Annotated in this window: 27 protein-coding genes; 21 read left to right on the forward strand and 6 right to left on the reverse strand. The window is 71.3% G+C overall.

Annotation, left to right across the window (positions count from 1 at the left end; translation table 11 throughout):
* Position 1: 1 nt before the first annotated feature.
* Genes J2S63_RS14085 through J2S63_RS14115 form a run of 7 tightly spaced genes read left to right on the forward strand, consistent with a single transcriptional unit; the run spans position 2 to position 6,165 of the window.
* Positions 2–1,303, forward strand: a complete 1,302-nt coding sequence (locus J2S63_RS14085) for an acyl-CoA dehydrogenase family protein (protein WP_310303424.1) — start codon at positions 2–4, stop codon at positions 1,301–1,303.
* The gene (locus J2S63_RS14090; protein WP_310303429.1) at positions 1,300–2,376 is read left to right on the forward strand and encodes a phosphotransferase family protein; all 1,077 of its coding nucleotides are present in this window, start codon (positions 1,300–1,302) and stop codon (positions 2,374–2,376) included. The genes J2S63_RS14085 and J2S63_RS14090 overlap by 4 nt, the downstream gene beginning before the upstream one ends.
* A 44-nt stretch (positions 2,377–2,420) precedes the next feature.
* Positions 2,421–2,720: a hypothetical protein gene (locus J2S63_RS14095; RefSeq protein ID WP_310303432.1), complete on the forward strand. Its 300-nt coding sequence runs from the start codon at positions 2,421–2,423 to the stop codon at positions 2,718–2,720.
* 25 nt (positions 2,721–2,745) lie between these two features.
* Positions 2,746–3,813, forward strand: a complete 1,068-nt coding sequence (locus tag J2S63_RS14100) for an acyl-CoA dehydrogenase family protein (protein WP_310303435.1) — start codon at positions 2,746–2,748, stop codon at positions 3,811–3,813.
* Complete coding sequence (locus J2S63_RS14105) at positions 3,810–4,853, forward strand: alcohol dehydrogenase catalytic domain-containing protein (protein WP_310303438.1); 1,044 nt, start codon at positions 3,810–3,812, stop codon at positions 4,851–4,853. Before J2S63_RS14100 ends, J2S63_RS14105 begins: the two co-directional genes overlap by 4 nt.
* A 55-nt stretch (positions 4,854–4,908) precedes the next feature.
* A complete protein-coding gene (locus tag J2S63_RS14110; protein WP_310303440.1) occupies positions 4,909–5,691 on the forward strand; it encodes an SDR family oxidoreductase in 783 nt (260 codons plus the stop codon).
* A 9-nt stretch (positions 5,692–5,700) separates the two neighbouring features.
* On the forward strand, positions 5,701–6,165 hold the full coding sequence (locus tag J2S63_RS14115) for a nuclear transport factor 2 family protein (protein WP_310303443.1): 465 nt from the start codon (positions 5,701–5,703) through the stop codon (positions 6,163–6,165).
* 6 nt (positions 6,166–6,171) lie between these two features.
* On the opposite strand, the gene pntB is transcribed toward J2S63_RS14115, so the two are convergent.
* Genes pntB through J2S63_RS14135 form a run of 4 tightly spaced genes read right to left on the reverse strand, consistent with a single transcriptional unit; the run spans position 6,172 to position 10,942 of the window.
* On the reverse strand, positions 6,172–7,599 hold the full coding sequence (pntB, locus tag J2S63_RS14120; RefSeq protein WP_310306707.1) for a Re/Si-specific NAD(P)(+) transhydrogenase subunit beta: 1,428 nt from the start codon (positions 7,597–7,599) through the stop codon (positions 6,172–6,174).
* A 15-nt stretch (positions 7,600–7,614) separates the two neighbouring features.
* Complete coding sequence (locus J2S63_RS14125) at positions 7,615–9,165, reverse strand: Re/Si-specific NAD(P)(+) transhydrogenase subunit alpha (protein ID WP_310303446.1); 1,551 nt, start codon at positions 9,163–9,165, stop codon at positions 7,615–7,617.
* Positions 9,166–9,197: 32 nt separating this feature from the next.
* Positions 9,198–9,971: an SDR family NAD(P)-dependent oxidoreductase gene (locus tag J2S63_RS14130; RefSeq protein ID WP_310303448.1), complete on the reverse strand. Its 774-nt coding sequence runs from the start codon at positions 9,969–9,971 to the stop codon at positions 9,198–9,200.
* Positions 9,971–10,942 (reverse strand): quinone oxidoreductase family protein, encoded by a 972-nt coding sequence (locus J2S63_RS14135; RefSeq protein WP_310303450.1) that lies wholly within the window; start codon positions 10,940–10,942, stop codon positions 9,971–9,973. Before J2S63_RS14135 ends, J2S63_RS14130 begins: the two co-directional genes overlap by 1 nt.
* Positions 10,943–11,020: 78 nt before the next feature.
* Here J2S63_RS14135 and J2S63_RS14140 point away from each other — a divergent pair, with 78 nt between their 5' ends.
* From J2S63_RS14140 to J2S63_RS14190, 11 genes are all read left to right on the forward strand, one after another.
* Positions 11,021–11,371, forward strand: coding sequence for a helix-turn-helix domain-containing protein (locus J2S63_RS14140; protein ID WP_310303453.1), 351 nt, complete (start codon positions 11,021–11,023; stop codon positions 11,369–11,371).
* Positions 11,372–11,443: 72 nt separating this feature from the next.
* Positions 11,444–12,247, forward strand: coding sequence for an alpha/beta fold hydrolase (locus tag J2S63_RS14145; RefSeq protein ID WP_310303457.1), 804 nt, complete (start codon positions 11,444–11,446; stop codon positions 12,245–12,247).
* Positions 12,248–12,374: 127 nt separating this feature from the next.
* Complete coding sequence (locus tag J2S63_RS14150; RefSeq protein ID WP_310303460.1) at positions 12,375–13,154, forward strand: SDR family NAD(P)-dependent oxidoreductase; 780 nt, start codon at positions 12,375–12,377, stop codon at positions 13,152–13,154.
* Between the two features lie 70 nt (positions 13,155–13,224).
* A complete protein-coding gene (locus tag J2S63_RS14155) occupies positions 13,225–14,724 on the forward strand; it encodes an aldehyde dehydrogenase family protein (protein WP_310303464.1) in 1,500 nt (499 codons plus the stop codon).
* Between the two features lie 29 nt (positions 14,725–14,753).
* Positions 14,754–15,251, forward strand: coding sequence for a nuclear transport factor 2 family protein (locus J2S63_RS14160; protein ID WP_310303467.1), 498 nt, complete (start codon positions 14,754–14,756; stop codon positions 15,249–15,251).
* Entirely contained in the window at positions 15,248–16,486 is a 1,239-nt protein-coding gene (locus J2S63_RS14165) for a cytochrome P450 (RefSeq protein ID WP_310303469.1), read from the forward strand. Before J2S63_RS14160 ends, J2S63_RS14165 begins: the two co-directional genes overlap by 4 nt.
* 1 nt (position 16,487) lies before the next feature.
* Positions 16,488–16,739, forward strand: coding sequence for a ferredoxin (locus J2S63_RS14170; RefSeq protein WP_310303471.1), 252 nt, complete (start codon positions 16,488–16,490; stop codon positions 16,737–16,739).
* An 88-nt stretch (positions 16,740–16,827) separates the two neighbouring features.
* The gene (locus tag J2S63_RS14175) at positions 16,828–18,303 is read left to right on the forward strand and encodes a class I adenylate-forming enzyme family protein (protein WP_310303473.1); all 1,476 of its coding nucleotides are present in this window, start codon (positions 16,828–16,830) and stop codon (positions 18,301–18,303) included.
* A 116-nt stretch (positions 18,304–18,419) separates the two neighbouring features.
* A complete protein-coding gene (locus tag J2S63_RS14180; protein WP_310303476.1) occupies positions 18,420–19,124 on the forward strand; it encodes a FadR/GntR family transcriptional regulator in 705 nt (234 codons plus the stop codon).
* Complete coding sequence (locus J2S63_RS14185) at positions 19,121–20,614, forward strand: long-chain-fatty-acid--CoA ligase (RefSeq protein ID WP_310303479.1); 1,494 nt, start codon at positions 19,121–19,123, stop codon at positions 20,612–20,614. Before J2S63_RS14180 ends, J2S63_RS14185 begins: the two co-directional genes overlap by 4 nt.
* Positions 20,611–22,083 (forward strand): AMP-binding protein, encoded by a 1,473-nt coding sequence (locus J2S63_RS14190; protein ID WP_310303482.1) that lies wholly within the window; start codon positions 20,611–20,613, stop codon positions 22,081–22,083. The genes J2S63_RS14185 and J2S63_RS14190 overlap by 4 nt, the downstream gene beginning before the upstream one ends.
* Positions 22,084–22,333: 250 nt before the next feature.
* On the opposite strand, the gene J2S63_RS14195 is transcribed toward J2S63_RS14190, so the two are convergent.
* Together J2S63_RS14195 and J2S63_RS14200 are read right to left on the reverse strand one after the other, a co-directional pair.
* The gene (locus J2S63_RS14195; protein WP_310303484.1) at positions 22,334–23,107 is read right to left on the reverse strand and encodes an esterase/lipase family protein; all 774 of its coding nucleotides are present in this window, start codon (positions 23,105–23,107) and stop codon (positions 22,334–22,336) included.
* A gap of 74 nt (positions 23,108–23,181) precedes the next feature.
* Positions 23,182–23,487, reverse strand: a complete 306-nt coding sequence (locus tag J2S63_RS14200; RefSeq protein WP_310303486.1) for a hypothetical protein — start codon at positions 23,485–23,487, stop codon at positions 23,182–23,184.
* A 207-nt stretch (positions 23,488–23,694) separates the two neighbouring features.
* Between J2S63_RS14200 and J2S63_RS14205 the strand changes: the two genes are divergently transcribed.
* Genes J2S63_RS14205 through J2S63_RS14215 form a run of 3 tightly spaced genes read left to right on the forward strand, consistent with a single transcriptional unit; the run spans position 23,695 to position 25,650 of the window.
* On the forward strand, positions 23,695–24,012 hold the full coding sequence (locus J2S63_RS14205) for a hypothetical protein (RefSeq protein WP_310303488.1): 318 nt from the start codon (positions 23,695–23,697) through the stop codon (positions 24,010–24,012).
* The gene (locus J2S63_RS14210) at positions 24,005–25,126 is read left to right on the forward strand and encodes an alpha/beta fold hydrolase (protein ID WP_310303491.1); all 1,122 of its coding nucleotides are present in this window, start codon (positions 24,005–24,007) and stop codon (positions 25,124–25,126) included. The genes J2S63_RS14205 and J2S63_RS14210 overlap by 8 nt, the downstream gene beginning before the upstream one ends.
* On the forward strand, positions 25,123–25,650 hold the full coding sequence (locus J2S63_RS14215) for a GNAT family N-acetyltransferase (protein WP_310303494.1): 528 nt from the start codon (positions 25,123–25,125) through the stop codon (positions 25,648–25,650). Before J2S63_RS14210 ends, J2S63_RS14215 begins: the two co-directional genes overlap by 4 nt.
* The last annotated feature ends 74 nt before the right edge of the window (positions 25,651–25,724 follow it).

The raw sequence follows: 25,724 nt of genomic DNA on the forward strand, positions 1-25,724 counted from the left end.
CATGAGCTGGGGATTCGAGACCGACCCGGAGTACGCCGCACAGCTGGACTGGGTGAGCGAGTTCGTCACCGCCGAGGTCGAGCCGCTGGACCAGGTGATCGACCACGCCTGGAACACCCGCGACCCTCAGCGCAACAAGCTGATCCGGCCGCTCCAGCAGCGGGTCCGCGAGCAGAAGCTGTGGGCCTGCCACCTCGGCCCCGAGCTCGGCGGCCCGGGCTACGGCCAGCTCAAGCTCGCGCTGCTCAACGAGCGCATCGGCCACACGCACTCGGGTCCGGTGGTCTTCGGCAACCAGGCGCCGGACAGCGGCAACGCCGAGATCCTGGCCCACTTCGGCACCGACGACCTCAAGAAGCGCTACCTCGAGCCGCTGCTGGAGAACGAGATCGCCTCGAGCTACTCGATGACCGAGCCGACCGGCGGCTCCGACCCGACCGACTTCCGCACGCGCGCCGTCCTCGAGGGCGACGAGTGGGTGCTCAACGGGGAGAAGTGGTTCTCCTCGCACGCCAACTTCGCGGAGTTCCTCATCGTGATGGCGGTCACCGACCCCGACGCGCCGCCGCACCAGCGGCTGTCGATGTTCGTCGTGCCGACCGACACCCCCGGCGTCGAGATCGTGCGCCCGGTGGGCGTCTTCGGCCACGACGAGGAGGAGGGCACCCACCCCTACCTGCGCTACACCGACGTCCGCATCCCCGCCGACCACATGCTCGGGGGGCGCGGCGAGGGCTTCCAGGTCGCGCAGACCCGTCTCGGCGGAGGCCGCATCCACCACGCGATGCGCACGGTCGGTCTGGTCCGCAAGTCGCTCGACATGATGCTCGAGCGCGCGGTCTCGCGGACCTCCGGCGGCCGCCCGCTCGGCGAGCGCCAGCTGGTCGCCGAGATGATCGCCGACTCCCACATCCAGCTCGAGCAGTTCCGGCTGCTGGTGCTGCAGACCGCGTGGCGCATCGACCGCTACCAGGACTACCGCAAGGTGATCGTGGACATCGCCTCGGTCAAGGCGGCGATGCCCAAGGTGCTCCTCGACGTGGCCGGCCGCGCGATCCAGATCCACGGCTCGCTGGGCATCTCCGAGGAGATGCCGTTCGGCAAGTGGGCACTGGAGAGCTACCACATGGGCCTCGCCGACGGCGCCACCGAGCTGCACAAGCTGCAGATCGCCAAGCGGCTGATGCGCGGCGTCCAGCCCACGACGGGGCTGTTCCCCAGCACGCACCTCCCGACGATGCGCGCCGCCGCCGAGCTGAAGTACGGCGACCTGCTGCTCGCCGACGACCCGGTGGACGCATGAGCGGCGAGGTGCGCGAGGAGCTCGCGCCCGTCCGGCCGGGGGAGGACCTCGACTGGGTGGCCCTCGAGGCCCACCTGCGGTCCCACCTGCCCGAGGACCTCGCCCACGTCGCGGAGGCCGAGGGGTTCGAGGTGCTGCAGTTCCCCAACGGCTCGGCCAACCTCACCTACCGCGTCGTGCTCGGCGACACGCCCCTGGTCGTACGACGGCCGCCGTTCGGGCAGATCGCGGTCGGCGCCCACGACATGGGCCGTGAGTACCGCGTGCTGTCGCGTCTGCACGCGAAGTACCCCCGCGCACCCCGCGGACTGCTGTTCTGCGAGGACACCGAGGTCGTGGGCGCACCCTTCCTGGTCTCGGAGTACCGCTCCGGGCTGGTCGTGTGGGACTCCGTCCCCGACGCGCTGCGCACCGTCGACGAGCCCGGCCGCGCGATCGGCCTCGCCGTCGCCGAGGCGCTGGCCGACCTGCACGAGGTCGACCCCGACGACGTCGGCCTGGCCGACCTCGGCCGCCCCGAGGGCTACCTCGGACGGCAGGTGGCCGGGTGGACCAAGCGCTGGGCGGCCGTGGCCTCGCAGCCCGAGGGCCCGGTCTGGGAGGTCGGCGAGAAGCTGGCCGCCACCCTTCCCGAGACCCGCGTCACCGGCTTCGTGCACAACGACTTCAAGATCGACAACTGCCAGTTCGCGCCCGGCGACCCCGGCACGGTGGTCTCGGTCTTCGACTGGGACATGACCACCCTGGGCGACCCGCTGGCCGACCTCGGCACCCTGCTGAACTACTGGCCCGGCGAGCCCGGCCAGGCCAACGCCGTGCCCGGGCTGGACGGCTTGGGACTGCCGACGCGGGACGAGGTCGTCGAGCGCTACCTCGCCCGCCGCGGGCTCGACGTCGACCCCGCCGTCATGGACTGGTACGAGGCTTTCGGCTGCTGGAAGACCGCGGTCATCCTGCAGCAGCTCTACGCCCGCTTCGTCCGCGGCGAGACCACCGACCAGCGCATGGGCGAGCGCGGCGCCCAGGTCGACCCGCTCGGCCTCCGCGCGCTCGGCCTGCTCCACGCGAGCTGACGCACCACACCGACGAGCCACTCACGAACCGAAAGGCAACACCCATGGACCTCAAGGCCGGCCAACGCCTGCACAGCACCGTCTGCGACACCAGTGTCGTCGTCGTCAAGGGAGCGACCGGGGTGGACCTCACCTGCGGTGGGGCTCCGCTCTCCGACTCCGCCGGAGGCGTCGCCGGCGCCCCCGCGTCCGGTCACGACGAGGGCTCCCTGCTCGGCAAGCGCTACGAGGACGCCACCACGGGGATCGAGGTGCTGTGCGTGAAGCCCGGCGCCGGCAGCATCGCCGTCGACGGCCGTCTGCTCACGCTCAAGGCCGCCAAGGCCCTGCCGTCCAGCGACTGACCGGCCGGACGAGGGAGGCACCGTCATGATCCTCACCGACACCGAGGACCTCGAGGCCCTGCGCAAGGTCACCCGGGACTTCGAGTCCACGGTCTCGGCGCACGACGTCATCGAGCGGGAGGCGCGGGTCGACCGCGCCCTGTGGGAGCGCGCGTGCCGGGAGCTCGGCGTGGCCGCGGTCGGCGTCCCCGAGGCGTACGGCGGCCTCGGGCTCGGTCCCGCGGGCATCGCCGTCGTGCTCGAGGAGGGGGGACGCGTCCTGGTCCCGCTGCCCCTGCTCGGGTCGATGGTGCACGCGCAGGAGCTGCTCGTCGCCAGCGGTGACCACGCCCTGCTCGAGGAGGTCGTGCCCGGGCTGCTCTCCGGGCAGGTCGTCGCGGCGGTGGCGGACCGGGAGGGCCTGACGCCCGCGTCGGCGGTGCGGTCCGGTGAGGGCTGGCTCCTCTCGGGCACCAAGGCAGCGGTGCTCGACGGCATGAGCGCCGACCTGCTCCTCGTCGTCGCGGCGACGGACGCGGGGCCCTCGCTGTTCCTCGTCGACGCCGCGGACGTGTCCCGCGAGGCGGCCGAGTCCCTCGACCTGACCCGTGACTTCGCCCGCGTGTCGCTCGACGCGGCACCGGGACGGCTGGTGGGCGACTGGGCGTCGCTGTCGACCGCGGTCGCACCGACGCTGACGCTCGCCGTCGCCGCCGAGGCGGTCGGCTCGGCCGAGGCGTGCCTGGAGGCCTCGGTCTCCTACGCCAAGACCCGCGTGCAGTTCGGGCGCGAGATCGGCAGCTTCCAGGCCGTGAAGCACCTCCTCGCCGAGGTCGCCGTCCGCATCGACGACGCCCGCAGCGCGCTCGACCACGCGATGTGGGCCGCGACCCACCACCCGGAGGAGGCTGCGCTCACCGCCTCGATGGCCGCTGTGACCGCGACGACGGCGCAGCTCCGCGCCACGGCCGACAACATCCAGGTGCACGGCGGCATCGGCTTCACCTGGGAGCACACGGCGCACCTCCACTTCCGTCGCGCGCGCAGCAACGCGGCGCTCTTCGGCGACGTCCGCCACCACCACGAGAACGTGCTGAGCGCACTCGGCCTGTGAAGGCCTTCCAGATCGTCGCGCCCCGGGAGACGTCGCTGCGCGACGTCCCGGTGCCGTCGCCCGGACCCTCCGACGTGCTCGTCGAGGTCGCGGCCGCCGGGGTGTGCCACTCCGACCTCCACCTCGCGCACGCGCGCGCCCTGCCCTACGAGCTGCCGCTGACGCTCGGTCACGAGCTCGCCGGACGCGTCGTCGCGGTCGGCGACGCGGTGACCGACAGGACCGTGGGGGAGCAGGTGGTCGTCTACCTCTGCTGGGGCTGCGGCGAGTGCCGGGCCTGCCTCGGCGGCGCCGAGAACTACTGCCTGGCCCACCACGACGACTCGGTCCCGGGTCCGGGCATGGGGCGCCACGGCGGCATGGCGGACTACGCCGTCGTCCCGGCGCGCCACGCCGTGCCCCTGGGCGACCTCGACCCCGTGGCGGCCGCTCCCCTCGCGGACGCCGCGCTCACGCCGTACCACGCCGTCGACCGGGCCCGCCCTCACCTGGGGGAGGGCTCGACCGCGCTCGTGATCGGCGTCGGCGGGCTGGGCAACCTCGCGGTGCAGATCCTCGCCGCGACCACGGGGGCGCGCGTCCTCGCGGTCGACACCGACCGCTCGCGGCTCGAGCTCGCCGCGACGCACGGCGCGCACGAGGCGCTGGTGAGCTCCGAGGACACCGCTGCCGACGTGGCCGAGCTGACCGCCGGGCTCGGCGTCGACGTCGTCCTCGACTTCGTCGGCGCGCAGGCCACCCTCGACCTCGCCGCTGCTGCGGTCACCACGGGCGGGCGGATCAGCATCTCGGGCCTCGCCGCCGGCCGACTGCCGCTGCTCGCCGGTCCACCGCCGTACGGCCTGCCCTGGGGTGTGTCGGTGGTCAAGCCCTACGCGGGCTCGAGGGCCGACCTGGAGGCCGTCCTCGACCTCGCGCACGCCGGCGCGATCCAGGTGCCGGTCGAGGTGCACGCCCTCCCCGATGCCGCCGCGGTGCTGGAGCGGCTCGAGGCCGGTCTCGTGCAGGGGCGCGCCGTCCTCGTCCCCGACCGGCCCTGACCCCCGAAGCCCATCGTCCGGGACCAGCCCGGCACGTCACACGAAGGAGACCCACATGAACCGCTTCGTCGACAAGGTCGTCCTCATCACCGGGGCCGGCTCCGGTCTCGGCCGTGCCGCGGCCGCCCGGGTCGCGAGCGAGGGCGCGAAGGTGTCGCTCGTCGACCGCGACGCAGCCTCGCTGGCCGACACGCGGGAGCTGATCGAGAAGGAGAACCCCGGTGTCGAGACCCTTGTCGTCACTGCCGACGTCGCCGACGAGGCGCAGGTCGAGCACTATGTCGCCGCGACCCTCGAGGCCTTCGGGAAGATCGACGGGTTCTTCAACAACGCGGGCGTCGAGGGCCGGCAGAACCTGACCGAGGACTACGCGTCGGCGGAGTTCGAGAAGGTCATCGGCATCAACCTCACCGGCGCCTTCTACGGGCTCCAGCACGTGCTCCGAGTGATGCGGCTCCAGGGCCACGGCGCGATCGTCAACACGGCGTCGGTGGGTGGCATTCGCGGGATCGGCAACCAGTCGGGCTACTCCGCGAGCAAGCACGGTCTCGTCGGCCTGACCCGCAACTCCGGTGTGGAGTACGGCCAGTACGGGATCCAGGTCAACGCGATCGCGCCCGGCGCGATCATGACGCCGATGGTCGAGGGCTCACTCCGCCAGATCGATCCCGACAACTGGGAGGAGATCGGGCAGCAGTTCGTCCAGCCGAACCCCATGAGGCGCTTCGGCGAGGCCGAGGAGGTCGCGGCGCTGGTCGCGTTCCTGCTCTCCGGCGAGGCCGGTTTCATCAACGCCGCGGTCGTCCCGATCGACGGCGGGCAGTCCTACAAGTACTAGGAGAGCAGCATGACGAATGACACGATGCGCGCGGACACCGTGACTCGACAGGCCCTGGCGGCGTACGTCGCCAAGGCCCAGGTCGGGGAGGTCCTGCAGGCCTACGCCTTCGGCTGCGACGAGAAGGACCGGGAGGCGCTGCTCGGCGTCTTCACCGAGGACGCTCGGGCGACGTACGACGGCCAGACCTGGCTCGAGGCTGGGACGACCATCGTCGACTGGCTGCTCGAGGCGCTCGGGGGGCTCTCCTACAGCCAGCACATGATCACGACCCCGCGGACCACCATCGACGGGGGCACGGCCCACGCCGTGGGCTACCTCAACGCCCACCAGCTCGCGGGCACGGACCCGGCGACCCTGATCCGGATGAACGCCCGTTACGACTGCGACCTGCGCCCGGTCGACGGCAGGTGGCGCATCAGCAGCCTCACCCTGACGGTCGGGTGGTTCGACAGCGGAGCGCCCGCGAGCTGAGCCCGGTCAGAGCGCGTGGAGGATGTCCTCCACGCGGTCCTTGGCGTCGCCGAAGAGCATGGCCGAGTTCTCGCGGAAGAAGAGCGGGTTCTGCACGCCGGCGTAGCCGGATGCCATGGAGCGCTTGAAGACGATGACGTTGTCGGCGTTCCAGACGGTCAGCACCGGCATGCCCGCGATCGGGGAGGTGGGGTCGTCCATGGCGGCGGGGTTGACGGTGTCGTTGGCGCCGATCACGAGGACGACGGCGGTGTCGTCGAAGTCGTCGTTGATCTCGTCCATCTCCAGGACGATGTCGTAGGGGACCTTGGCCTCGGCGAGCAGCACGTTCATGTGCCCGGGCAGGCGCCCGGCGACGGGGTGGATGCCGAACCGGACGTCGACTCCGCGGTCGCGCAGCTTGCGGGTGAGCTCGGCGACGCCGTGCTGGGCCTGGGCGACAGCCATGCCGTAGCCCGGGGTGATGATCACCGAGTCCGCGGCGCCGAGGAGCTCGGCGACCTCCTGTGCGGTGACCTCGCGGTGCTCGCCGTAGTCGGTGTCGGAGGCGGGTCCCGCCTCGATGCCGAAGCCGCCGGCGATGACGGAGATGAAGGACCGGTTCATCGCCTTGCACATGATGTAGGACAGGTAGGCACCCGAGGAGCCGACGAGGGCGCCGGTGATGATCAGCAGGTCGTTCTCGAGCAGGAAGCCGGACGCGGCCGCGGCCCAGCCGGAGTAGGAGTTCAGCATCGAGACGACCACCGGCATGTCACCGCCGCCGATGGAGGCGACCAGGTGCCAGCCCAGCGCCAGGGCGAGGATCGTGACCACGACCAGCAGCCACAGCTGCGGGTGGATCACGAACCACACGGTGAGCGCCGCGAAGGCGCCGAGCGCGCCCAGGTTGAGCAGGTTCTTGCCCGGCAGCACCAGCGGGCTGGACTTGATCCGCGCCGACAGCTTGAGGTTGGCCACGATCGAGCCGGTGAAGGTCACCGCGCCGATGAAGACGCCGATGAAGACCTCGGCGGAGTGGATGCCGAGCAGGTCCTGCAGCGCCAGCACCTGCGCCTCGTCGCCGCCGGGGTGACGCTCGACGTGGAGGTAGCCGTTCCAGCCCACCAGGACGGCGGCCAGGCCCACGAACGAGTGCAGCAGCGCGATCAGCTCGGGCATGCCGGTCATCTCCACGACCCGCGCGCGCCACAGACCGATGGAGGCGCCGATCGCGGTGGCCACCAGCAGCAGCACCAGGCCCAGGACCTCGACGTCACGCTCGATCGCGAGCGCGACGGTCGCCACCAGCGCCACGGCCATGCCGGCGATGCCGAAGTAGTTGCCCACCTTGGCGGTCTCGTGCTTCGACAGCCCGGCCAGCGCCAGGATGAACAGCAGCGCGGCGACGATGTACGCCGCGGACGCGGCCGTCTCGACGGAGAACACAGTCAGCTCCACTCTTTCCGGTCAGGACCTGGAGAACATGGCGAGCATGCGGCGGGTCACCGCGAAGCCGCCGAAGACGTTGATGGAGGCCAGGAGAATGGCCACGAACGACAGCACGGTGATGACGTTGTCGTCCTGCCCGATCTGCAGCAGTGCCCCGACCACGATGATCCCGGAGATCGCGTTGGTCACCGACATCAGCGGCGTGTGGAGGGCGTGGTGCACGTGCCCGATGACGTAGTAGCCGATCACGATCGCCAGGGCGAAGACGGTGAGGTGCACCTGCAGGGCGGCCGGGCTGCTCGCGATCAGGGCGAACAGCACCGCGGCTGCGGTGAACACGGTCGCCATGCGGCCTGCTGGAGTCAGCTTCGTCCTCGCCTTCGACTCCTGCGCGGGAGCGGTCGGGGCCGTGGTGGCGGGCGCGGCGGAGACCTGCACCGGTGGTGGGGGCCAGGTGCTCTCGGTGACCCCGTCGTGGTGCCGCACGACGGTGATGCCGCGCTGGACGACGTCGTCGAGGTCCAGGACCAGCCGGCCGTCCTTCACCCCGTCGACGCCGGGCGTCATCAGCGTGAGCAGGTTGACCAGGTTGGTGCCGTAGAGCTGGGAGGCCTGCGTGGGCAGGCGACCGGCGAGGTCGGTGTAGCCGATGATCGTGACGCCGTTGTCGGTCACGACGGCCTGGTCCTTGACCGTGCCCTCGACGTTGCCGCCGTTCTGGGCGGCCATGTCGACGATGACGCTGCCGGGCTTCATGGAGGCGACCATCTCGGCGGTGATGATCCGCGGCGCCGGGCGGCCCGGGATGAGCGCGGTGGTGATGACGATGTCGACGTCGGCGGCCTGGTCGGCGTAGAGCTCGGCCTCACGCGCCTTGTAGTCCTCGCCCATCTCCTTGGCGTAGCCGGTCGCGGAGACCTCGACCTCGGGCGACTCGATGGAGAGGTACTCCCCGCCCAGCGACCTCACCTGGTCGGCCACCTCCGGTCGGGGGTCGGTCGCGCGGACGATCGCACCGAGCGACCCGGCGGCGCCGATCGCGGCGAGCCCGGCGACACCAGCGCCCACGACGAGGACCTTGGCCGGCGGCACCTTGCCCGCGGCGGTGACCTGGCCGGTGAAGAAGCGGCCGAAGGCGTGGGCGGCCTCGATGACGGCGCGGTAGCCCGCGATGTTGGCCATCGAGGACAGCACGTCGAGCGACTGCGCCCGCGAGATGCGGGGGACGGCGTCCATGGCGAGTGCCGTGATGGGTCGCCGGGCGAGGTCCTCGACCAGGTCGGGGTTCAGCGCAGGGGAGAGGATCGCGACCACCGTCGCGCCCGGCTTCACCGCGTCGAGCTGTGCGGACGTCGGTGCGTTGACCCCGAGGACGATGTCGGCCTCCGACGTCGACCCGATGCTCGCGCCGGCCTCGGCGTACGCCTCGTCGGTGAAGCTCGCGGCCGCGCCGGCACCGGGCTCGACCACGACGTCGTACCCGAGCTTGAGCAGCCGGGCGACCGTCGTGGGCGTGGCCGCGACACGCGTCTCGCCTGGGCGTGCCTCCAGGAGGACTCCGATGAGCATGGGCGCTCCGTTCGTGAGGGTGGGCAGGCTGCTCAGCGGGCGGTCCAGCCGCCATCGACGACGAGCGTCTGGCCCGTCATGTAGGACGAGGCGTCCGATCCTAGGAAGAGCAGTGCGCCGTCGAGCTCGGCCACCTGTCCGGGACGTCGGAGCATAGTGCTGCGATCGACCCAGCGGGCGCTCGTCTCGTCGGCGAAGAGCGCGTCGTTCATCTCCGTGCGGAACCACCCGGGGACCAGCGCGTTGACCCGGACGCCGTGGCGGCCCCACTGACCGGCGAGCTCGCGGGTCATCGCGACGACCGCACCCTTGGACGCGGCATAGCCGACGCCGCCGACGGGGGCGGCCGAGACCAGCGCCAGGATCGAGGCCACGTTGACGATCGAGCCGGAACCCGCTGCGCACATCGCCTCGCCGGCGTGCTTGGCGAGGAGGAACGGCCCGCGCAGGTTGATCGCGAGGACGCGCTCGAGGTCGTCCTCGGTCTCGTCCTCGACGCGCGCCGGTCCCGACGCGCCGGCGTTGTTGACCAGCACGTCCACGCGCCCGGTCTCGGCGAGCACGCGAGCGACGAGGGCCTTGCAGTCGGCGGGGTCGGCGACGTCGCACGCGACCGGTCGGATCGCGCCCGAGGTCCGCGGGGAGGCGGCGAGGGCCTCGAGGCGGTCGAGGCGGCGCGCGGCGGCGTAGACCGTCGCGCCCGCGTCGGCGAGCACCTCGGCGAAGCGGCTGCCGAGCCCCGACGAGGCCCCGGTCACGACGGCCGTGCGGCCGGTCAGGTCGGTCAGGTCGGTCAGGGCATTCATCAGGGGATCATGAGGACGCGACCGAACGCGACGCCCGTCTCGACGTAGCGGTGCGCCTCGGCGGCATCGGACAGCGCGAAGCTGCGGTCGAGCACGGCCTTCAGCTCGCCGGTGCCGACCCGAGCGATGAGGTCGGCGATCAGGTCGTAGGTGCGCTGGGGCTGGCGCGACTGCTCCATGGCGAAGAAGACCGCCGTGAGGGCGCCGTTCTTCTCCATCAGCGGCCACACCTTGGGCGGGTCGACGTCGCGGCCGGCGTTGCCGATCCAGCTGATCCGGCCGCGGTAGGCGAGCGCGGCGATGCTGCCCTCGAGCGTGCGGCCACCGATCGGGTCGACGACCAGGTCGGCGCCCCTGCCGTCGGTCAGGCGGAGCACCTCGGCGACCACGTCGACCTGGGTGTAGTCGACGACGTGGTCGGCCCCGAGGGCGAGCAGCCGCTCCTCCCGACCGTCGGCGGCGACCGAGGTGGTGAGCACGGTCGCGCCGGCGGCCTTCGCGAGCTGGATGGCGGCCAGGCCGACCCCGCCGCTGCCGGCCTGGACCAGCACGGTCTCGCCCGGGGAGAGGTGACCGAACTCGAACAGGCAGTCGCTGGCCGTGCCGAACTCCACGGGCAGCGCGGCGGCGTCCTCGAACGACACCGTGTCGGGCAGGGCCCAGACCTTGCGCGCGGTGACGCTGGCGAGCTCGGCGTGCGAGCCCTTCATCATCATCGCCACGACGCGCTGGCCCGGACTCACCGAGGTCACGCCCTCGCCGACCTCGCGCACCACGCCGCTGGCCTGGTAGCCCACGACGTGGGGGCGGTCGAGCCCCTGGCCCTCGCGGCGGTTGATCAGGTCACCGCCCTGGATGCCGATGGCGCGGACCTCCAGGAGCACGCCGCCAGGGCGTACGGCGGGGTCCGCGATCTCGTCGTAGCGCAGGACCTCGGGTCCACCGGTCGTGTTGAACATGGCTGCCTTCATGGGGAGGACGCTACCCCAGGATCGGCCTATTTACCATGAGGAATTATTGGGAAGCCGGTCGAGGACTAGGCTGCCGCCGTGGTGGGAGACAAGGACGACTGGGCCACGCTGGCGCCGTTCCTGCGTGCCCAGCGGCAGATGGCCCGGCTCTCGCTGCGTGCCCTGTCCCAGATGACCGGCGTGTCCGACAGCTACCTGAGCCAGGTCGAGCGGGGCCTCCACCAGCCCTCGCCCGAGGTGCTCAAGGCGATGGCCGGCGCCCTGGGCGTCTCCGCCACGACCCTCTACGAGCGCATGGGCTGGATCGAGGCCGACGAGCCGGAGGCCCGCGAAGGGGTCGAGCTGGCGATCGAGCGCGACCCTCGCCTGACCGAGGCCAAGAAGGCCGCGCTGCTCACGATGTACCGGGTCCTGGTCGCTGACGACTAGGCCCGTCGAGTCTCGCTTGACTCACCAAGCTCTGCTTGGTCTACTTCGGACTCCCCGAGCGAAGGACCTGAGATGCCGACCGTGACCCGCGACGACGGAGCCGAGATCTGGTGGGAGGCGACGGGCCCCGAGGGGGCCCCGGCGGTGGTGCTCGTCATGGGGCTGGGCTACCCGGCGGCCATGTGGTGGCGCCAGGTGCCGGCCCTCGCCGACCGCTGCCGTGTCATCGTGCTGGACAACCGTGGGGCTGGCCGGACCGGCGACGTCGTCGGGGCGCCGTACTCCGTGCCGATGATGGCGGCCGACGTCCTCGCCGTGCTCGACGCCGCAGGGGAGCGCCGAGCGCACGTCGTGGGGATCTCCATGGGCGGGATGATCGCCCAGGAGGTCGCTCTCGCCCACCCCGAGAGGGTCGCCTCGGTCGTGCTGCTGGCCACCCACCCGGGTGCGGCCCACGCGACGTTCCGCCCGGAGGCGACCGCCCTGCTGTCGTCCCGCGCGAGCTGGACGCCGCAGGAGGCTGCCGAGGCGTCGATCCCCTTCAACTACGCCGCCACCACCCCGCGTGAGGCGATGGAGGACGACTGGGCCGTGCGCCTGCCCCTCGCGACGACGCCCGCGGGCTACCTCGCCCAGCTCGCGGGGACGACGCCCTGGACGTCCCTGGACCGGTTGTCCGGTCTGCAGCCGCCGGCGCTGGTGGTGCACGGTGCCGACGACGCGCTCATCCCGGTGGAGAACGGGCGGCTGGTGGCGCGCTCGATCCCTGGCTCCGAGCTCGTCGTGCTGGCGGACGCCAACCACGTCCTGACGACGGACCAGACGGCCGCGGTCAACGCGCTGATCCTCGACTGGGTTGCCCGGCACAGCGCCTAATCATCCTGAGCATTAAAATAATTCATCCGAAGGATTGACGAACCCGGCCCTCGTCGGATTCCATAGGCCCTGTGGCCGTCCTCACAGTCGTGAGACGACGGATCCAGGACTTGGAGGACAGGGACGGATGAAGCTCGAGGGCAAGGTGGCCGTGGTCACGGGAGGCACCCGTGGGATCGGCCGGGGCGTGACCGAGGCGTTCCTCGCCGAGGGTGCGACGGTCGTGATGGCCGGCCGGTCGGAGGAGAAGGGCAAGCAGGCCCTCGAGGAGCTCGACGCCGGCGACCGTGCCGCGTTCCGCAGCTGCGACGTCCGTTCGCGCGAGGGTGTCAAGGCCCTCATCGACTCCACGGTCGAGGAGTTCGGCCGCATCGACATCCTGGTCAACAACGCCGGCGGCAGTGACGGCTTCGCGCCGATCCACGAGCTGGCCGACGAAGCCTGGGACAAGGCGATGGACCTCAACGTCAACTCGGCCTTCTGGGCCACCCGGGCCGCCGTGGCGCACATGCTCCCGCAGTCCTTCGGCCGCATCATCAACATGTCGTCGGTCGAGAGCAAGCTCGGCAACAAGGCCTCGGTGAGCCACTACATCACCAGCAAGCACGCCCTCAACGGCCTCACGAAGGCCACGGCGTTCGAGTACGGCACCAACGGGATCACGTGCAACGCGCTGTGCCCCGGGGCGATCGAGACCGACCTCATGACCGAGGTCGGCCCCGGCTACGCGGCCGAGAACGGGATGACCTACGAGGAGTACAAGAACGTCTACGCCGCCGAGTCGGCGATCAAGCGGCTGAACACGGTCGAGGAGGTCGGCGCGATGGCCGTCCTGCTCGCCAGTGACGTCGGCGGCGGGATCACCGGCGCCCTCATCAACATCGACGGCGGCACCGCGCCGTACTGACGGACCTGACGGACCTGACGGCCCCTGACGACTCTCGACCACCACCTGCACCGCAGCGGAAGGACCCTCCATGACAGCCACCGACCAGCTCGCCGACTACGGCCTGAGCCAGGGCGCCCTCGACCTCCTCGACGGCGGCGTCGTCGGGCACGTGATCGACGGCGAGATCGGCCAGTCCGCCTCCGGCGAGACGATCCCCGTCTTCGACCCGTCCAGCGGCAAGCAGATCGCCGTGGCCGCCGACGGTGGCCAGGCCGAGGTGGACCGGGCCGTCGCCGCGGCCCGCCAGTCCTTCGACGACGGCCGGTGGCGCAACTTGACGGCCCAGCAGCGCGAGCAGAAGCTGCGCCGCCTGGCCGACCTGATCGACCAGAACCGCAGGACGCTCGGCGACCTCGACAGCCTCGACGCGGGCATCCTCCACGCCTATGCCGGCTTCATCGTCGACTTCGCGGTCGGTGGCGTGAACTACTACGCCGGCTGGCCGACCAAGCTGCGCGGCTCGGTGCCCGACGTGGCCAACGGCCTCAACGTCGTGGTCAGCCGCGAGCCCATCGGCGTCGTGGGCATCATCGTCCCCTGGAACGGCCCGAGCGCCGTCATCGCCTTCGTCGCCGCCGCGCTCGCCGCGGGCAACTCGGTGGTCCTCAAGCCCGCACCGCAGACACCGCTGTCGGCGCACGTGCTCGGCCGCCTGTGTCTCGAGGCCGGGATCCCCGACGGCGTCGTCAACGTGCTCCAGGGCGCCGGCGCCGCGGGTGCCGGACTGGTCACGCACCCCGACGTCGACAAGATCTCGTTCACCGGCTCGGTGCGCACCGGCAAGGCGATCGCCGCCTCCGCCGCGGCCCAGCTCAAGAAGGTCAGCCTCGAGCTCGGCGGCAAGAGCCCGTTCATCGTCTTCCAGGACGCCGACCTCGAGGCCGCCGCTGCCGGCGCGATGAGCGCAGTCTGGAGCAACTCCGGCCAGGTCTGCACCGCCGGCACGCGGACGTTGGTGCACCGCAGCATCTACGACTCGTTCGTGGAGGCCGTGGTCAGCCGGTCCAAGGAGATCCGCGTCGGGTCTGCGTTCGACGACAAGACGGAGATGGGCCCGCTGATCTCCGCCGACCAGCTCGCGGTGGTCGAGGAGTACGTCGGCATCGGGGTCGCGGAGGGGGCGTCCCTGGTGCTGGGCGGGTCGCGCGGCCTGGGGGAGGGCTACTTCCACGAGCCGACCGTCTTCACCGAGGTCCGCCCGGACATGCGCATCGCCCAGGAGGAGATCTTCGGCCCGGTCATGTCGCTGTTCCCGTTCGAGACCGAGGCCGAGGCCTACGCGCTCGCCAACGACGTCGAGTTCGGCCTCGCCGCCGGCGTCTGGACCAAGGACCTCGACCGGGCCCACCGGGCCACGCGGGCTCTCCACACCGGCACGGTGTGGGTCAACAGCTTCCAGCTCGCCGACGCCGGCGTGCCCTACGGCGGCGTCAAGCAGTCCGGCTACGGACGGGTGCTGGGCGGCGAGGGCCTCGACGACTTCCTCGTCACCAAGTCCGTCTGGACCGCCTACGACCCGGTCGTCTGAGCAGAGCACGAACCAGGAGGGACACACCCATGGACGAGGCAACCCTGCAGCGGCTGGTCGACCGGCTCGCCATCCAGGACACGATGACGACGTACGCCGCGTCGATCGACGAGGGCGACTACGCCACGCTGCGCACGGTCTTCGCCGACGACGCGACCGCCGTCTACGACAAGGACAGCGACCTGCTCCGAGGTGCCGACGAGATCCTGGCGTGGCTGAAGGACGCGACAGCCGACCTGGACTGGCAGCACCACATGATCTCGGTCTACGGCGTCGAGATCGACGGCGACGAGGCGACGGCGCTGATCTACCTGCTGTCGCACCAGACCGTCGTGGGCGCGCCCCACCAGACCCGCATGATGACCAGCAAGTACCGCAACCGGCTCCGGCGCGTCGGGGACCGCTGGCGGATCTCGGACCTCCGGCTCCAGGTCGGCTGGTACGAGCAGCGTGACTTCCCCCAACCAGTGACCGACCAAGCGTCGGTGGACCCGAGCACGACCACGAACGAGGAGATCCCAGCATGACCACCACACCTGACGGCGAGGTCACGACGACCTCCGAGGAGACCGCCCGGGGCTGCCCGGTCATCGACTTCGACTTCACCGTGGAGCGTCCCGCCCTGGAGTACTTCACCTTCCTCGACGGACTGCGCGAGGAGGCCCCGATCGCCTGGAACACCTACGGCGGTGGCTTCTGGATGCTCAACCGCAACGCGCTGGTCGGCGAGGCCTTCCAGACTCCCGAGGTCTTCAGCAGCTCGGCGACGGTCCCCACCCTCCCGAACCCCGACTACCACTTCATCCCGACCATGGAGAACGGCGCGGAGCACCGGAAGTACCGCGCGGTGCTCAACCCGCAGTTCTCGCCCAAGGTGGTCGCGACGCTCGAGCCGTCCATCCGTCGTGACTGCATCGACCTGATCGAGTCCCTGGTCGAGAAGGGCTCGGTCGACCTCGTGGCGGACTTCGCGATGGTCTTCCCGACCAAGGTCTTCCTGCAGATCGTGGACCTGCCCGCCGAGGACACCGACACCTTCGTCACGTGGGTCGAGGACGTGTTCGCCGGCCTGGGCAACGCGGCGAAGGCCGAGGGCATGGCTGCGGCCATGGAGGGGATCCGGGTCTACTTCACCACCTTCATGGAGGAGTGGCGGGCCAACCCGGGCGACCCGGAGACGAGCTTCTTCGGGCGCCTGCTGAACTCCAACATCGGCGACCGTCCGATCCGGGACGACGAGTTCCTCAACATGTCGCTGGTGCTGCTGCTGGCCGGCCTGGACACGGTGAAGAGCCAGATGGGCTACATGTTCTACCACCTGGCGACGCACCCGGAGGACCGCCAGCGGATCATCGACGAGCCGGAGATCGCCGCCAACGCCGTCGAGGAGTTCCTGCGGGCGAACGCGATCGTGATGGACGGTCGCAAGCTCGCCCAGGACGTCGACTTCCACGGCTGCCCGATGAAGAAGGACGACATGGTCATGCTCACGCTGGCCGCGGCGTCACGCGACACCACGGAGTTCGACCACGCCGACCAGATCGACTTCGACCGCAAGGCGGTCACCCACTTCTCGTTCGGCAGTGGACCCCACCGCTGCCTCGGGTCCCACCTGGCCCGGCTGGAGCTCAGGGTCGTGCTGGAGGAGTGGCACAAGCGCATCCCGCACTACCGGCTCGACCCGGCCGTGGCGCGGGAGGACATCGTCGAGAGCGGACCGCAGCTCGGGCTGAGCTCGCTGCCGCTGGTGTGGGAGGTCTGAGATGACGGATACGACGGACACGACGACCGACACGACCGAGCCGGACGGCCCCTTCCGCGTCGTCATCGACCGCGACAAGTGTGTCGGCCACGGTCGCTGCTACAGCCTGGCGCCGGAGGTGTACGTCGACGACGAGGAGGGCTTCAGCGAGCTCGCCGACGGCGACACGCCGGCGACCCCGGAGCTCAGGGACAAGGCTCGCCTCGGCGCGGTCACCTGCCCCGAGGGAGCCATCAGCCTGGTCCCGCTCTGACCGAGCGCGCCCGCGGCCTCCCGATGGGGAGGCCGCGGCGACGTGTCGGCAATCGTATTCATCATGATAAAAGAGGGAAGTGGACGAGATGGAACTCTCGATGCTGCTGGAGATGGCGGCCGAAGGCTGCCCCGACCGGGTCGCCGTCGGCCGGCGCGCCGACGGCCTGACCTACGCCCAGCTGCTCGCCCGCGCACGCAGCCTGGGCGCGCGGCTCGCGGGGCAGGACCTCCAGCACGTCGGGATGGTCGACACCAACTCCGAGGCCGTCCCCCTGCTCGTCTACGCCGCGTCCTACGCCGGCCTGCCGTTCGTGCCGCTCAACTACCGGCTGGCCGACGCCCAGCTCCAGGCCGCCGTACGCCGCATCGCGCCGGCCGTGGTCGTGGCCTCGCCCGAGCAGGCGGCTCGCTTCCCCGGCATCGAGGGCATCACCGTGGTGTCGCCGGACGACCTGGCCAGGGTGGACGCCCACGACGCGGAGGAGCCTCCGAGCGGCGGGGACATCGCGATCCTGCTGTTCACCAGCGGCACCAGCGGTGAGCCCAAGGGGGCCGTGCTGCGACCGAGCCACCTGGTCTCCTACGTGCTGTCGACCGTCGAGTTCCTCGGTGCGGAGGAGGACGAGGCCATCCTGGTCAGCGTCCCGCCCTACCACATCGCCGGCATCTCGACCGTCCTCACGTCGGTCTACAACGGGCGCCGCATGGTGCAGCTGCCGGCCTTCAGCCCCGAGGGCTGGGTCGAGCTGGCCCGGGCCGAGCGGATCACCCACGCGATGGTCGTGCCCACGATGCTGGGCCGCATCCTCGACGTCGTCGAGGCGGACGGCGAGGGACTGCCCGCGCTGCGGCACCTGTCGTACGGCGGCGGGCGGATGCCCGGCACCGTGGTGGAGCGGGCGCTGCGCCTGCTCCCCGACGTCGACCTGGTCAATGCCTACGGGCTGACCGAGACCAGCTCGACGATCAGCGTCCTCGGGCCCGAGGACCACCGCGAGGCGGCGGCCAGCACCGATCCCGACGTGCGGAGGCGCCTGGGCTCGGTGGGCCGCCCCCTCCCGTCGGTCGAGATCGAGATCCGCGACCACGACGGCACGGTCGTCGGCCCCGGCGAGCAGGGCGAGATCTTCGTCCGAGGCGAGCAGGTGTCGGGGGAGTACCTGTCCCACAAGGCGATCGACGACGAGGGCTGGTTCCCGACGAGGGACCGCGGCCTGCTCGACGCGGCCGGCTTCCTCTACGTCGACGGCCGCGCGGACGACGTGATCGTGCGGGGCGCGGAGAACCTCTCCCCGGGCGAGATCGAGGACGTCCTGGTCCAGCACGAGGCCGTCGCCGAGGTGGCCGTCGTCGGGCTGCCCGACACCGAGTGGGGCGAGCGCGTCGTCGCAGCCGTCGTCCTGCACGCGGGCAAGGACGCGTCCGAGAAGGAGCTGCAGGACTGGGTGCGCGCCCGGCTGCGCTCCTCCAAGACGCCGTCGGAGGTGCACTTCGTCGAGGTGCTGCCCCACAACGAGACCGGCAAGCTGCTCAGACGGGTGCTTCGCGAGCAGCTGGCGTGAACATGGCTGCGGACCCGCCGCCGCCGCGCCGCATCGCGCCGCGCCGCGGCCTGCCGGTGGTCCATGGACGAGTCGAGGGGGATGACGAGGTGGGCTCCGAGGTGCCGCCACGGCGCATGCCCAAGCTGTCCGAGGCGATCGCGGGCGAGCTGGTGCGTGACATCGTCGCCAGCGGCATGCGGATCGGCGACCACCTGGCGCCGGAGGCCACGATGCTCGTGGACTACGGCGTGGGCCGGGAGTCCCTGCGGGAAGCCCTGCGGCTGCTGGAGTCCCAGGGCCTCATCACGATCAAGCGCGGACCGGGCGGGGGCCCGGTCGTCGCCGGGGTCGACCCGCTCTACCTGGCCCGCACCACCTCGCTGTTCTTCCACGTGGGTGGCGCGACGTACGACGAGGTGCTCGAGGCCTGGCAGGTGCTGGAGCCCGCGCTGGCCGCGCAGATCGCCCGACGGCCCGGCCGCGCCGACGTCGCCCGTGCGCTGGGCCCCTACCTCTACCCCCAGGACGACACCGGCCAGGTGCAGGAGGCCAAGGACACCGGCTTCCACACGGCGGTGGCCGAGCTCAGCGGCAGCCGCGTGATGATCCTGCTCCTGCAGTCACTGGGCCACATGCTGGTCGACCACGTGGCCGAGGCGTTGAGCCGGGTCGAGGACTGGGAGGGCGTCGAGCGGGAGCACGCCGAGATCGCCGAGGCGATCCTCAACGGGCGGCCGGCGAAGGCGCAGCACCTGATGGACCTGCACATCGCCGGCGTCCGCGCCAGCTGTGCGACGCGCTGGCCGGAGCGGATGCTCGACCCGGTGGTGTGGCAGTGAGCCTCAACATCGCCACCGTGCTGCGCGAGGCCGCGGCCGCCCAGCCCGACCGGACCTGCCTGGTGCTCGGCCCGCGGACGGTCAGCTACGCCGAGGTGGACACCGAGTCGGCCCGCCTGGCCGCCGGCGTGCTCTCCCTGGGGCTCGAGCGGGGCGACGCCGTCGCCGTCCAGCTGGCCAACTCGGCCGACTTCGTCTTCGCCTACTTCGGGCTGATGCGGGCGGGCCTGGTGATGGTGCCGATGAACCCGCTGCTGCGCGAGCGGGAGGTCGCCCACCTGCTGGCCGACTCCGGTGCCAGGGCCCTGCTCACCGGCAGCCCCCACCTCGACGAGGTCGCCGCGGCGGCCGGGGACCTCCCGGTCTTCGTCGCCGGCAGCGGACCGGTGCCGGAGGGGTGCCGCTCGCTCACGGAGCTGTACGCCGACGAGCCGTTCCGCGACGTCGTGCCGACGAGCTCGGAGGACACCGCGGTGCTGCTCTACACCAGCGGCACGACCGGACGGCCCAAGGGAGCGGAGCTGACCCACCTCCAGCTGGTGTTCAACTCGATCAACTCCGGCGCGCTCTTCGGCTTCGGCCCCGACGACGTCTCCCTGGCCGTGGTGCCGTTCTTCCACGTCTACGGGCTGAGCCTGATCGGCGTCGCGGTCCGCTACGTCAGCACGATCACCGTGATGGAACGCTTCGACGCGGCCGCGGCGGTCGAGGCGATGGAGCGCGACGGCGTCAGCATCATGTTCGGCGTCCCGACGATGTACCACGCGCTCCTCCAGCAGGACACGAGCGGTCGCGACCTCTCGCGCTTCCGGCTCGCCGTCTCCGGCGGGGCGGCGATCCCCGGCGAGATCCTGCGCGAGGTCGAGGAGCGCTACGGCGTGCTGCTGCTCGAGGGCTACGGCCTGTCGGAGTCCTGCGCGACCGCGACGTTCAACCGCTCCTTCGAGGACCGTCGGTTCCTCTCGATCGGCAAGCCCATCTGGGGGGTCGAGGTCGTCGTCGTCGACGGTGACGGCCGCCGGCTGCCCCGCGGGGCGGAGCACGTGGGTGAGCTCGTCGTGCGCGGCCACAACGTGATGAAGGGCTACCGCAACAACCCGGAGGCGACCGCCGAGGCGCTGCGCGACGGCTGGCTGCACACCGGGGACCTCGGCTACGAGGACGAGGACGGCTACCTCTTCGTCGTCGACCGGCTCAAGGACCTGGTCATCCGCGGCGGCTACAACGTCTACCCCCGCGAGATCGAGGAGGTGCTCTACGCGCACCCGGCGATCAGCGAGGCCGCCGTCATCGGTCGGCCCGACGACCGGCTCGGCGAGGAGGTCGTCGCCGTGGTCGTCCTGCGTCCGGGGGCGGAGGCCACCGAAGCGGACGTGATCGCGTTCTGCAAGGCCCGGCTCGCGGCGTACAAGTACCCCCGCGAGGTCCGGCTCGTCCCCGACCTGCCCAAGGGATCCACGGGCAAGATCCTCAAGAAGGAGCTGCGTTGACCGCCTCGCTGACCGCTTCCCTGACCGACGGCACCACCACGCTCGACCGCGACCAGGCCGAGGCCCGCCTCTACGGCGCGGTGGTCGCCCTGCGCGAGCTGACCGACGGCACGTCGGGGCGGGTCGCGGTGATGGCGCACAACTCCGTCGAGACCGTCCTCACCCACGCCGCGGTGATCCTGGCCGGGCTCTCCGCGGTGCCGGTGAGCTTCCACCTCACCGCCGGCGAGGTCGCCTACCTGCTCGAGACCTCCGGGGCGGCGCTCCTGGTCGCCGACGCCCAGACCGCAGCGGTGGCGGCCGAGGCCGCCGCCCGCGCCGGGGGAGTGCGCGTGGTGGACACCTCGCTGCTGGCCGTCGAGGCCCAGGCGCCCGAGGACCTGAGGTCCCTGCGGCCGCGTCCGCCGATGCTCTTCACCTCGGGCACCACCGGTCGCCCCAAGCCGGTCGAGCAGCCGCCCACGATGTTCCCGCGCGTGGACAGCGTGGCCGAGCTGCTCACCGTCTTCGCGGAGAACCCGCTGGCGCAGCACCGGCCGCACCTCGTGGTCGGCCCGCTCTACCACACGGGTCCGCTCACGGCCGTGCGTCTGCTGCTCGCGGGGACGCCCCTGGTGGTGATGCCGCGCTTCGACGCCGAGGGCGTGCTGCGCGCCATCCAGGAGCACCGGATCCAAGGATCGGTGATGGTGCCGACCCACTTCTCCCGACTGCTGGCGCTGCCCGAGGACCTGCGCGCGTCGTACGACGTCAGCTCGCTGCGCGAGGTCGTGCACACCGGCTCGGCCTGCCCTGTCGACGTCAAGCGGAAGATGATCGAGTGGTGGGGGCCTGTGCTCGTCGAGGCCTACGGCGGCACCGAGGTCGGGACCACCACCAGCCTCGACAGCACGGAGTGGCTGGCCCATCCCGGATCGGTCGGACGGGCGGTGCCGCCGTTCGAGGTGCTGGTGCTCGACGAGGACGGTCGCGAGGTGCCCACCGGCGAACCCGGCCAGCTCTGCTTCCGCGACGCGACCGGCCGAGGGCTGGTCTACGCCGTCGACGGGCTCACCGGCACGACCTACGGCCCGGGTGTGTTCACGCTCGGCGAGGTCGGCCGTGTCGACGAGGACGGCTTCGTCTGGATCACCGACCGCACGGCCGACCTGGTCGTCTCGGGCGGGGTGAACATCTATCCCGCCGAGGTCGAGCGCGTGCTGCTCGCCCACCCCGACGTCGAGGACGTCGCGGTGTTCGGGGTCCCGGTCGAGGACCTGGGCGAGGAGCTGCGGGCACTCGTGGTCGTGACGGGCGACGTCACCCCCGAGGACCTGATGGCGCTGTGCCGCTCGGAGCTGGCGGGCTTCAAGTGCCCGCGCCGGCTGGACCTGGTGGACGGGCTGCCCCGCACGACGATGGGCAAGCTGGACAAGCGCGTCCTGCGGGAGCGCTACGGCGCCGGGGTGTCGACGAGCGACCGCTCCTAGGCCCGCTCTCGTGGACCGGCCGCCGTCAGGTTCGTTCGAGCTCGGCGGACGCCGACGTCGATCCGGCCAGGAAGCATGTCCCGATCCGCCGAACAGCTGGTTCTCGCCACGAGCAGCCGCAAGGCGAACTAACACGCCGTGATCGGGGGGCGGCGCCATGGGGTCGTTCGCCGGCACCCCATGACTGCATCCGAACCCAGAAGCACCAGCGACACCACAGGTCCGTCCTAGCGCCGGGGCAGGTGAGGGCTCAGGCGCCGAGGAAGAACGCCCGCCAGACAGGGGCAGGGTGGAACCTGGGGAGGTCCCGGGCCGGCAGGGCCAGCCGGTCGGCGACGACGTACATGGCCTGCGGGTTGTGGCCCAGCCCGTTGTGGCTGGAGAAGACCCCTACGTTCTCGGCGAGGTCGGACTCCTCCTCGGTGCACGACCACCACGGCACGACGCCGTCGGTGCGCGAGTAGATCGAGGTGGTCGGCACGCCCAGGGGGCGCGAGGTCGGGCCGCCGGGGGACAGGTCGTCGGCGGCGTCGTGGAGCGGGGCGTAGAGGTCGTACACCCACGCGGCGTGGCTGTTGTGGTGGTCCAGGAGCCGGTAGGGGCTGCCGAGCGTGATCACGCGGCGCACCAGATGGGGATGGCGCACGGCGACGTGGCGGGCATAGATGCCGCCGAGTGACCACCCGACGAGCTGGACCGGCTGCTGGTGCTCGTCGGCGAGGCGTTGGACCAGGTCGTCGATCCCGTCGAGGATCTTGCGCGACGGACCGATGTTGCGACCGAGCCCCCAGGCCACCGGCCGATGACCCACGCGCCCGAGGAACTTCCTCAGGACCATCGTGGAGCCATCGGTGCCGGTGAAGCCCGGGAGCACGACGACGGGTCCGCCGTCGCCCTTGGGCGCGAGGGCGAGCAGCCCCGCGCTCCCCACCAGCGCGGCGTACTCCCCCCAGGCCCGTGGAAGCTCCGCGGCCTGCAGCAGCAGGCTCGGGCGCGACTCCTGGCCGGTCTTCGATGCGTGCATGACGTTCTCCTCAGTGGTGATGCCGTGGTCCGTCACGCGGCGTCGAAGGGTGGGTGCTGCTCCGGGGGTCCGGGTCAGCTCTTGGTCGAGGACTTGGCCTTGGACGACCCCTGCGGGCCGGACTGGCTGGCCTCGGTGGCCTCGCCGGCCAGCTTGAGGGCGAAGTCCTTCTGCGCGCCGAGCAGCTTCTCGGCGAACGCGAAGTGGGCCGAGACGACCTCGAGCGCGGTCGGGACGCCCTCGGGGCGGGGGAGCGTCGGCAGCTTGCCGGCGGTCTCGGAGGCCTTGCCGGCCAACTTCTGGGTCAGGTCGTTGAGGGGCTTGACCGCCTCGAGCAGCTGGTCGGCGGCCTTCTCGGTGAGCTCGGTGTAGGTCGTCATGGGGTTCTCCTCGGGTGTGTGGGTCGATCGGATGCACGAAGTACACCAAGCAATGCGTTATAAGTCAAGCATTAGACCACGGGCACACCGTCACGCGTGAAGTGTCTCCTATTCATCCCCACGAATCCAAGATTTATGGCCTATTCCTCTGGATAAATAACGCGAGATGCGGCACAGTGATGCGCATCAGACGAAGGAGGAGGACTCGTGGGTGCACCGTGGTGGCTCCAGGCGTTCAACGCCGTCGAGGGAGCCGTCGGCCCCCGCGTGGAGGAGTTCGTGCACGGGCCGACGTTCTCCACCTCGCTCGTGGTCGTGCAGAAGGTCAAGCGCGGGATGAAGGGCCAGGTCGAGCGCCGCACCAGCCAGGTCTGGCACCTGGTCAACCTGCCGGCCGGCACCGACGTACGCCGGCTCCGCGGGCAGATCGGCGATCTGGACCACGAGGTCCGGGCGCTGCGCAGCGCTCTGGAGCGCGAGAAGCGCGCGCGGGCGCGCAAGGAACGGAGCCGGGACGATGGCTGAGACCGCCTCCGGCGCCACCACGAGCGTGCTGCGCACGCCCGCGGAGCTCGTCGACCGGATCCGACGCGACGTCGCGCGCAACGCGCTGCGGGCGCGCAACGGCATCCGCGTGGTCACCGGCGCCGGGCGCCCCGAGACGGGGCTGACCCCCAAGGACACCGTCTGGGAGCAGGGCAGCGCGACCATGTGGCGCTACCGCAGCGACCGGGTCACGCAGGGGCCGCCGCTGCTCATCGTGTTCAGCCTGGTGTCGCAGAGCTACATCCTGGACCTCGTGCCGGGCAACAGCTTCGTCGAGCACCTGCGGGACGACGGGTTCGACGTCTTCCTCGTCGACTGGGGGACCGCGGGCGAGCGCGAGTCGCGCAACGGCCTGGAGGACTACGCCGAGCGCCTCATCCCCGAGGTCCTCGACCGGGTCTGCGACCTGACCGGGAGCCCCGACGTCGCGCTGGTCGGCTACTGCTTCGGTGGCCTGCTCACCCTCATGGCCGCCGCTGCCGACCCGGAGCTGCCGCTGGCCAGCCTCACCACGATCGCCACCCCGGTGGACTTCACCGACGCCGGCGTCCTGACCGATGCGCTCGGGAGCGGCGACCTGTCGGTCGACGAGGCGCTGGACGAGGAGGGCAACGTGCCGCCCCACGTCCTGCTGCAGTACTTCCGGCTGATGAAGCCGACCGCCGAGCTCGCGCAGTACGCCAACATCCTCGACCGGCTCCTGGACGACGACAAGGTGGCCGCGCACCAGCTGATGACGGGCTGGGCCACGGACCACGTGCCCTTCCCGGGCCGGACCGCTCGACAGGTGGTCGACCTGCTCGTGGGCGACAACTCCCTGCTCGAGGACACCTTCCGGCTCGACGGTCGGCCGGTGTCGCTGCGCGACATCCGCGTGCCCTACCTCAACGTCGTCGCCGCTCGCGACCACATCGTGCCTCCGGCCTCGGCGCGCCCCGCGCTCGACCTGGTCGGGTCGGAGGACAAGCAGGAGCTCCTGCTCGACGCCGGCCACATCGGCCTGGCCGTCGGCCGCAAGGCCCACCAGGTCACCATCCCGCAGATCTCCGAGTTCCTGCGTGCGCGCAGCCGACCGGTGGAGGAGACCCGATGAGCACCATCACGACCCTGGAGCCGACCCACGCGTCCGCGCTGCGCCGCTTCTTCGACGAGCTCCCCGACGAGGACGTCACCTCGGTCAAGGAGGACGTGCGCGACCCCCACGGTGTGGAGATCGCGGTCGCCGACGAGCACAACACCCGCTGGGTCGCCCTGGTCGACGACGAGGTCGCGGCCTACGCCTCCCTCTACCCGGGCGTCGGCCTGTCCTCCCACGTGGGCGAGGTGCGCCTGGTCGTCGGCAGCCGACACCGCCGCCGCGGCCTCGGTCGTGCCATGGCCCGCACGGTGCTCATGACCGCCCTGCGCGACGGGCTGTCCAAGCTGACCGTCGAGGTGCCCGCCGACGAGGAGTCCACCGCCGAGATCTTCCGCCGGCTCGGCTTCGAGGGCGAGGCGCTGCTGCGCGACCACGTGCAGCACCCGGACGGACGGCTGACCGACCTGCTCGTCCTCGCCCACTTCGCCGACGAGCAGTCGTCGGTGCTGACCGGACTGGGGGTCGGCGATGACGACTGACCAGCTCGCCCCCACGACCTCTCTCCCGACCACTCTCATCCCCGCGACCACGACCACGACCGACGCCGATCGGC

Source organism: Nocardioides marmoribigeumensis (genome assembly GCF_031458325.1).
GTDB classification, from domain to species: Bacteria; Actinomycetota; Actinomycetes; order Propionibacteriales; family Nocardioidaceae; genus Marmoricola_A; species Marmoricola_A marmoribigeumensis.

Excerpts from the sequence above, each read along its gene's own strand:
- J2S63_RS14170 (WP_310303471.1), top strand. The coding sequence starts at position 16,488 with ATGACGGATACGACGGACACGACGACCGACACGACCGAGCCGGACGGC.
- J2S63_RS14180 (WP_310303476.1), top strand. The coding sequence starts at position 18,420 with ATGCCCAAGCTGTCCGAGGCGATCGCGGGCGAGCTGGTGCGTGACATC.
- J2S63_RS14215 (WP_310303494.1), top strand. The coding sequence starts at position 25,123 with ATGAGCACCATCACGACCCTGGAGCCGACCCACGCGTCCGCGCTGCGC.
- J2S63_RS14175 (WP_310303473.1), top strand. The coding sequence starts at position 16,828 with ATGGAACTCTCGATGCTGCTGGAGATGGCGGCCGAAGGCTGCCCCGAC.
- J2S63_RS14145 (WP_310303457.1), top strand. The coding sequence starts at position 11,444 with ATGCCGACCGTGACCCGCGACGACGGAGCCGAGATCTGGTGGGAGGCG.
- J2S63_RS14110 (WP_310303440.1), top strand. The coding sequence starts at position 4,909 with ATGAACCGCTTCGTCGACAAGGTCGTCCTCATCACCGGGGCCGGCTCC.
- J2S63_RS14155 (WP_310303464.1), top strand. The coding sequence starts at position 13,225 with ATGACAGCCACCGACCAGCTCGCCGACTACGGCCTGAGCCAGGGCGCC.
- J2S63_RS14210 (WP_310303491.1), top strand. The coding sequence starts at position 24,005 with ATGGCTGAGACCGCCTCCGGCGCCACCACGAGCGTGCTGCGCACGCCC.
- J2S63_RS14095 (WP_310303432.1), top strand. The coding sequence starts at position 2,421 with ATGGACCTCAAGGCCGGCCAACGCCTGCACAGCACCGTCTGCGACACC.
- J2S63_RS14160 (WP_310303467.1), top strand. The coding sequence starts at position 14,754 with ATGGACGAGGCAACCCTGCAGCGGCTGGTCGACCGGCTCGCCATCCAG.
- J2S63_RS14150 (WP_310303460.1), top strand. The coding sequence starts at position 12,375 with ATGAAGCTCGAGGGCAAGGTGGCCGTGGTCACGGGAGGCACCCGTGGG.
- J2S63_RS14125 (WP_310303446.1), bottom strand. The coding sequence starts at position 9,165 with ATGCTCATCGGAGTCCTCCTGGAGGCACGCCCAGGCGAGACGCGTGTC.
- J2S63_RS14195 (WP_310303484.1), bottom strand. The coding sequence starts at position 23,107 with ATGCACGCATCGAAGACCGGCCAGGAGTCGCGCCCGAGCCTGCTGCTG.
- J2S63_RS14100 (WP_310303435.1), top strand. The coding sequence starts at position 2,746 with ATGATCCTCACCGACACCGAGGACCTCGAGGCCCTGCGCAAGGTCACC.
- J2S63_RS14165 (WP_310303469.1), top strand. The coding sequence starts at position 15,248 with ATGACCACCACACCTGACGGCGAGGTCACGACGACCTCCGAGGAGACC.
- J2S63_RS14090 (WP_310303429.1), top strand. The coding sequence starts at position 1,300 with ATGAGCGGCGAGGTGCGCGAGGAGCTCGCGCCCGTCCGGCCGGGGGAG.
- J2S63_RS14130 (WP_310303448.1), bottom strand. The coding sequence starts at position 9,971 with ATGAATGCCCTGACCGACCTGACCGACCTGACCGGCCGCACGGCCGTC.
- J2S63_RS14200 (WP_310303486.1), bottom strand. The coding sequence starts at position 23,487 with ATGACGACCTACACCGAGCTCACCGAGAAGGCCGCCGACCAGCTGCTC.
- J2S63_RS14135 (WP_310303450.1), bottom strand. The coding sequence starts at position 10,942 with ATGAAGGCAGCCATGTTCAACACGACCGGTGGACCCGAGGTCCTGCGC.
- J2S63_RS14085 (WP_310303424.1), top strand. The coding sequence starts at position 2 with ATGAGCTGGGGATTCGAGACCGACCCGGAGTACGCCGCACAGCTGGAC.
- J2S63_RS14115 (WP_310303443.1), top strand. The coding sequence starts at position 5,701 with ATGACGAATGACACGATGCGCGCGGACACCGTGACTCGACAGGCCCTG.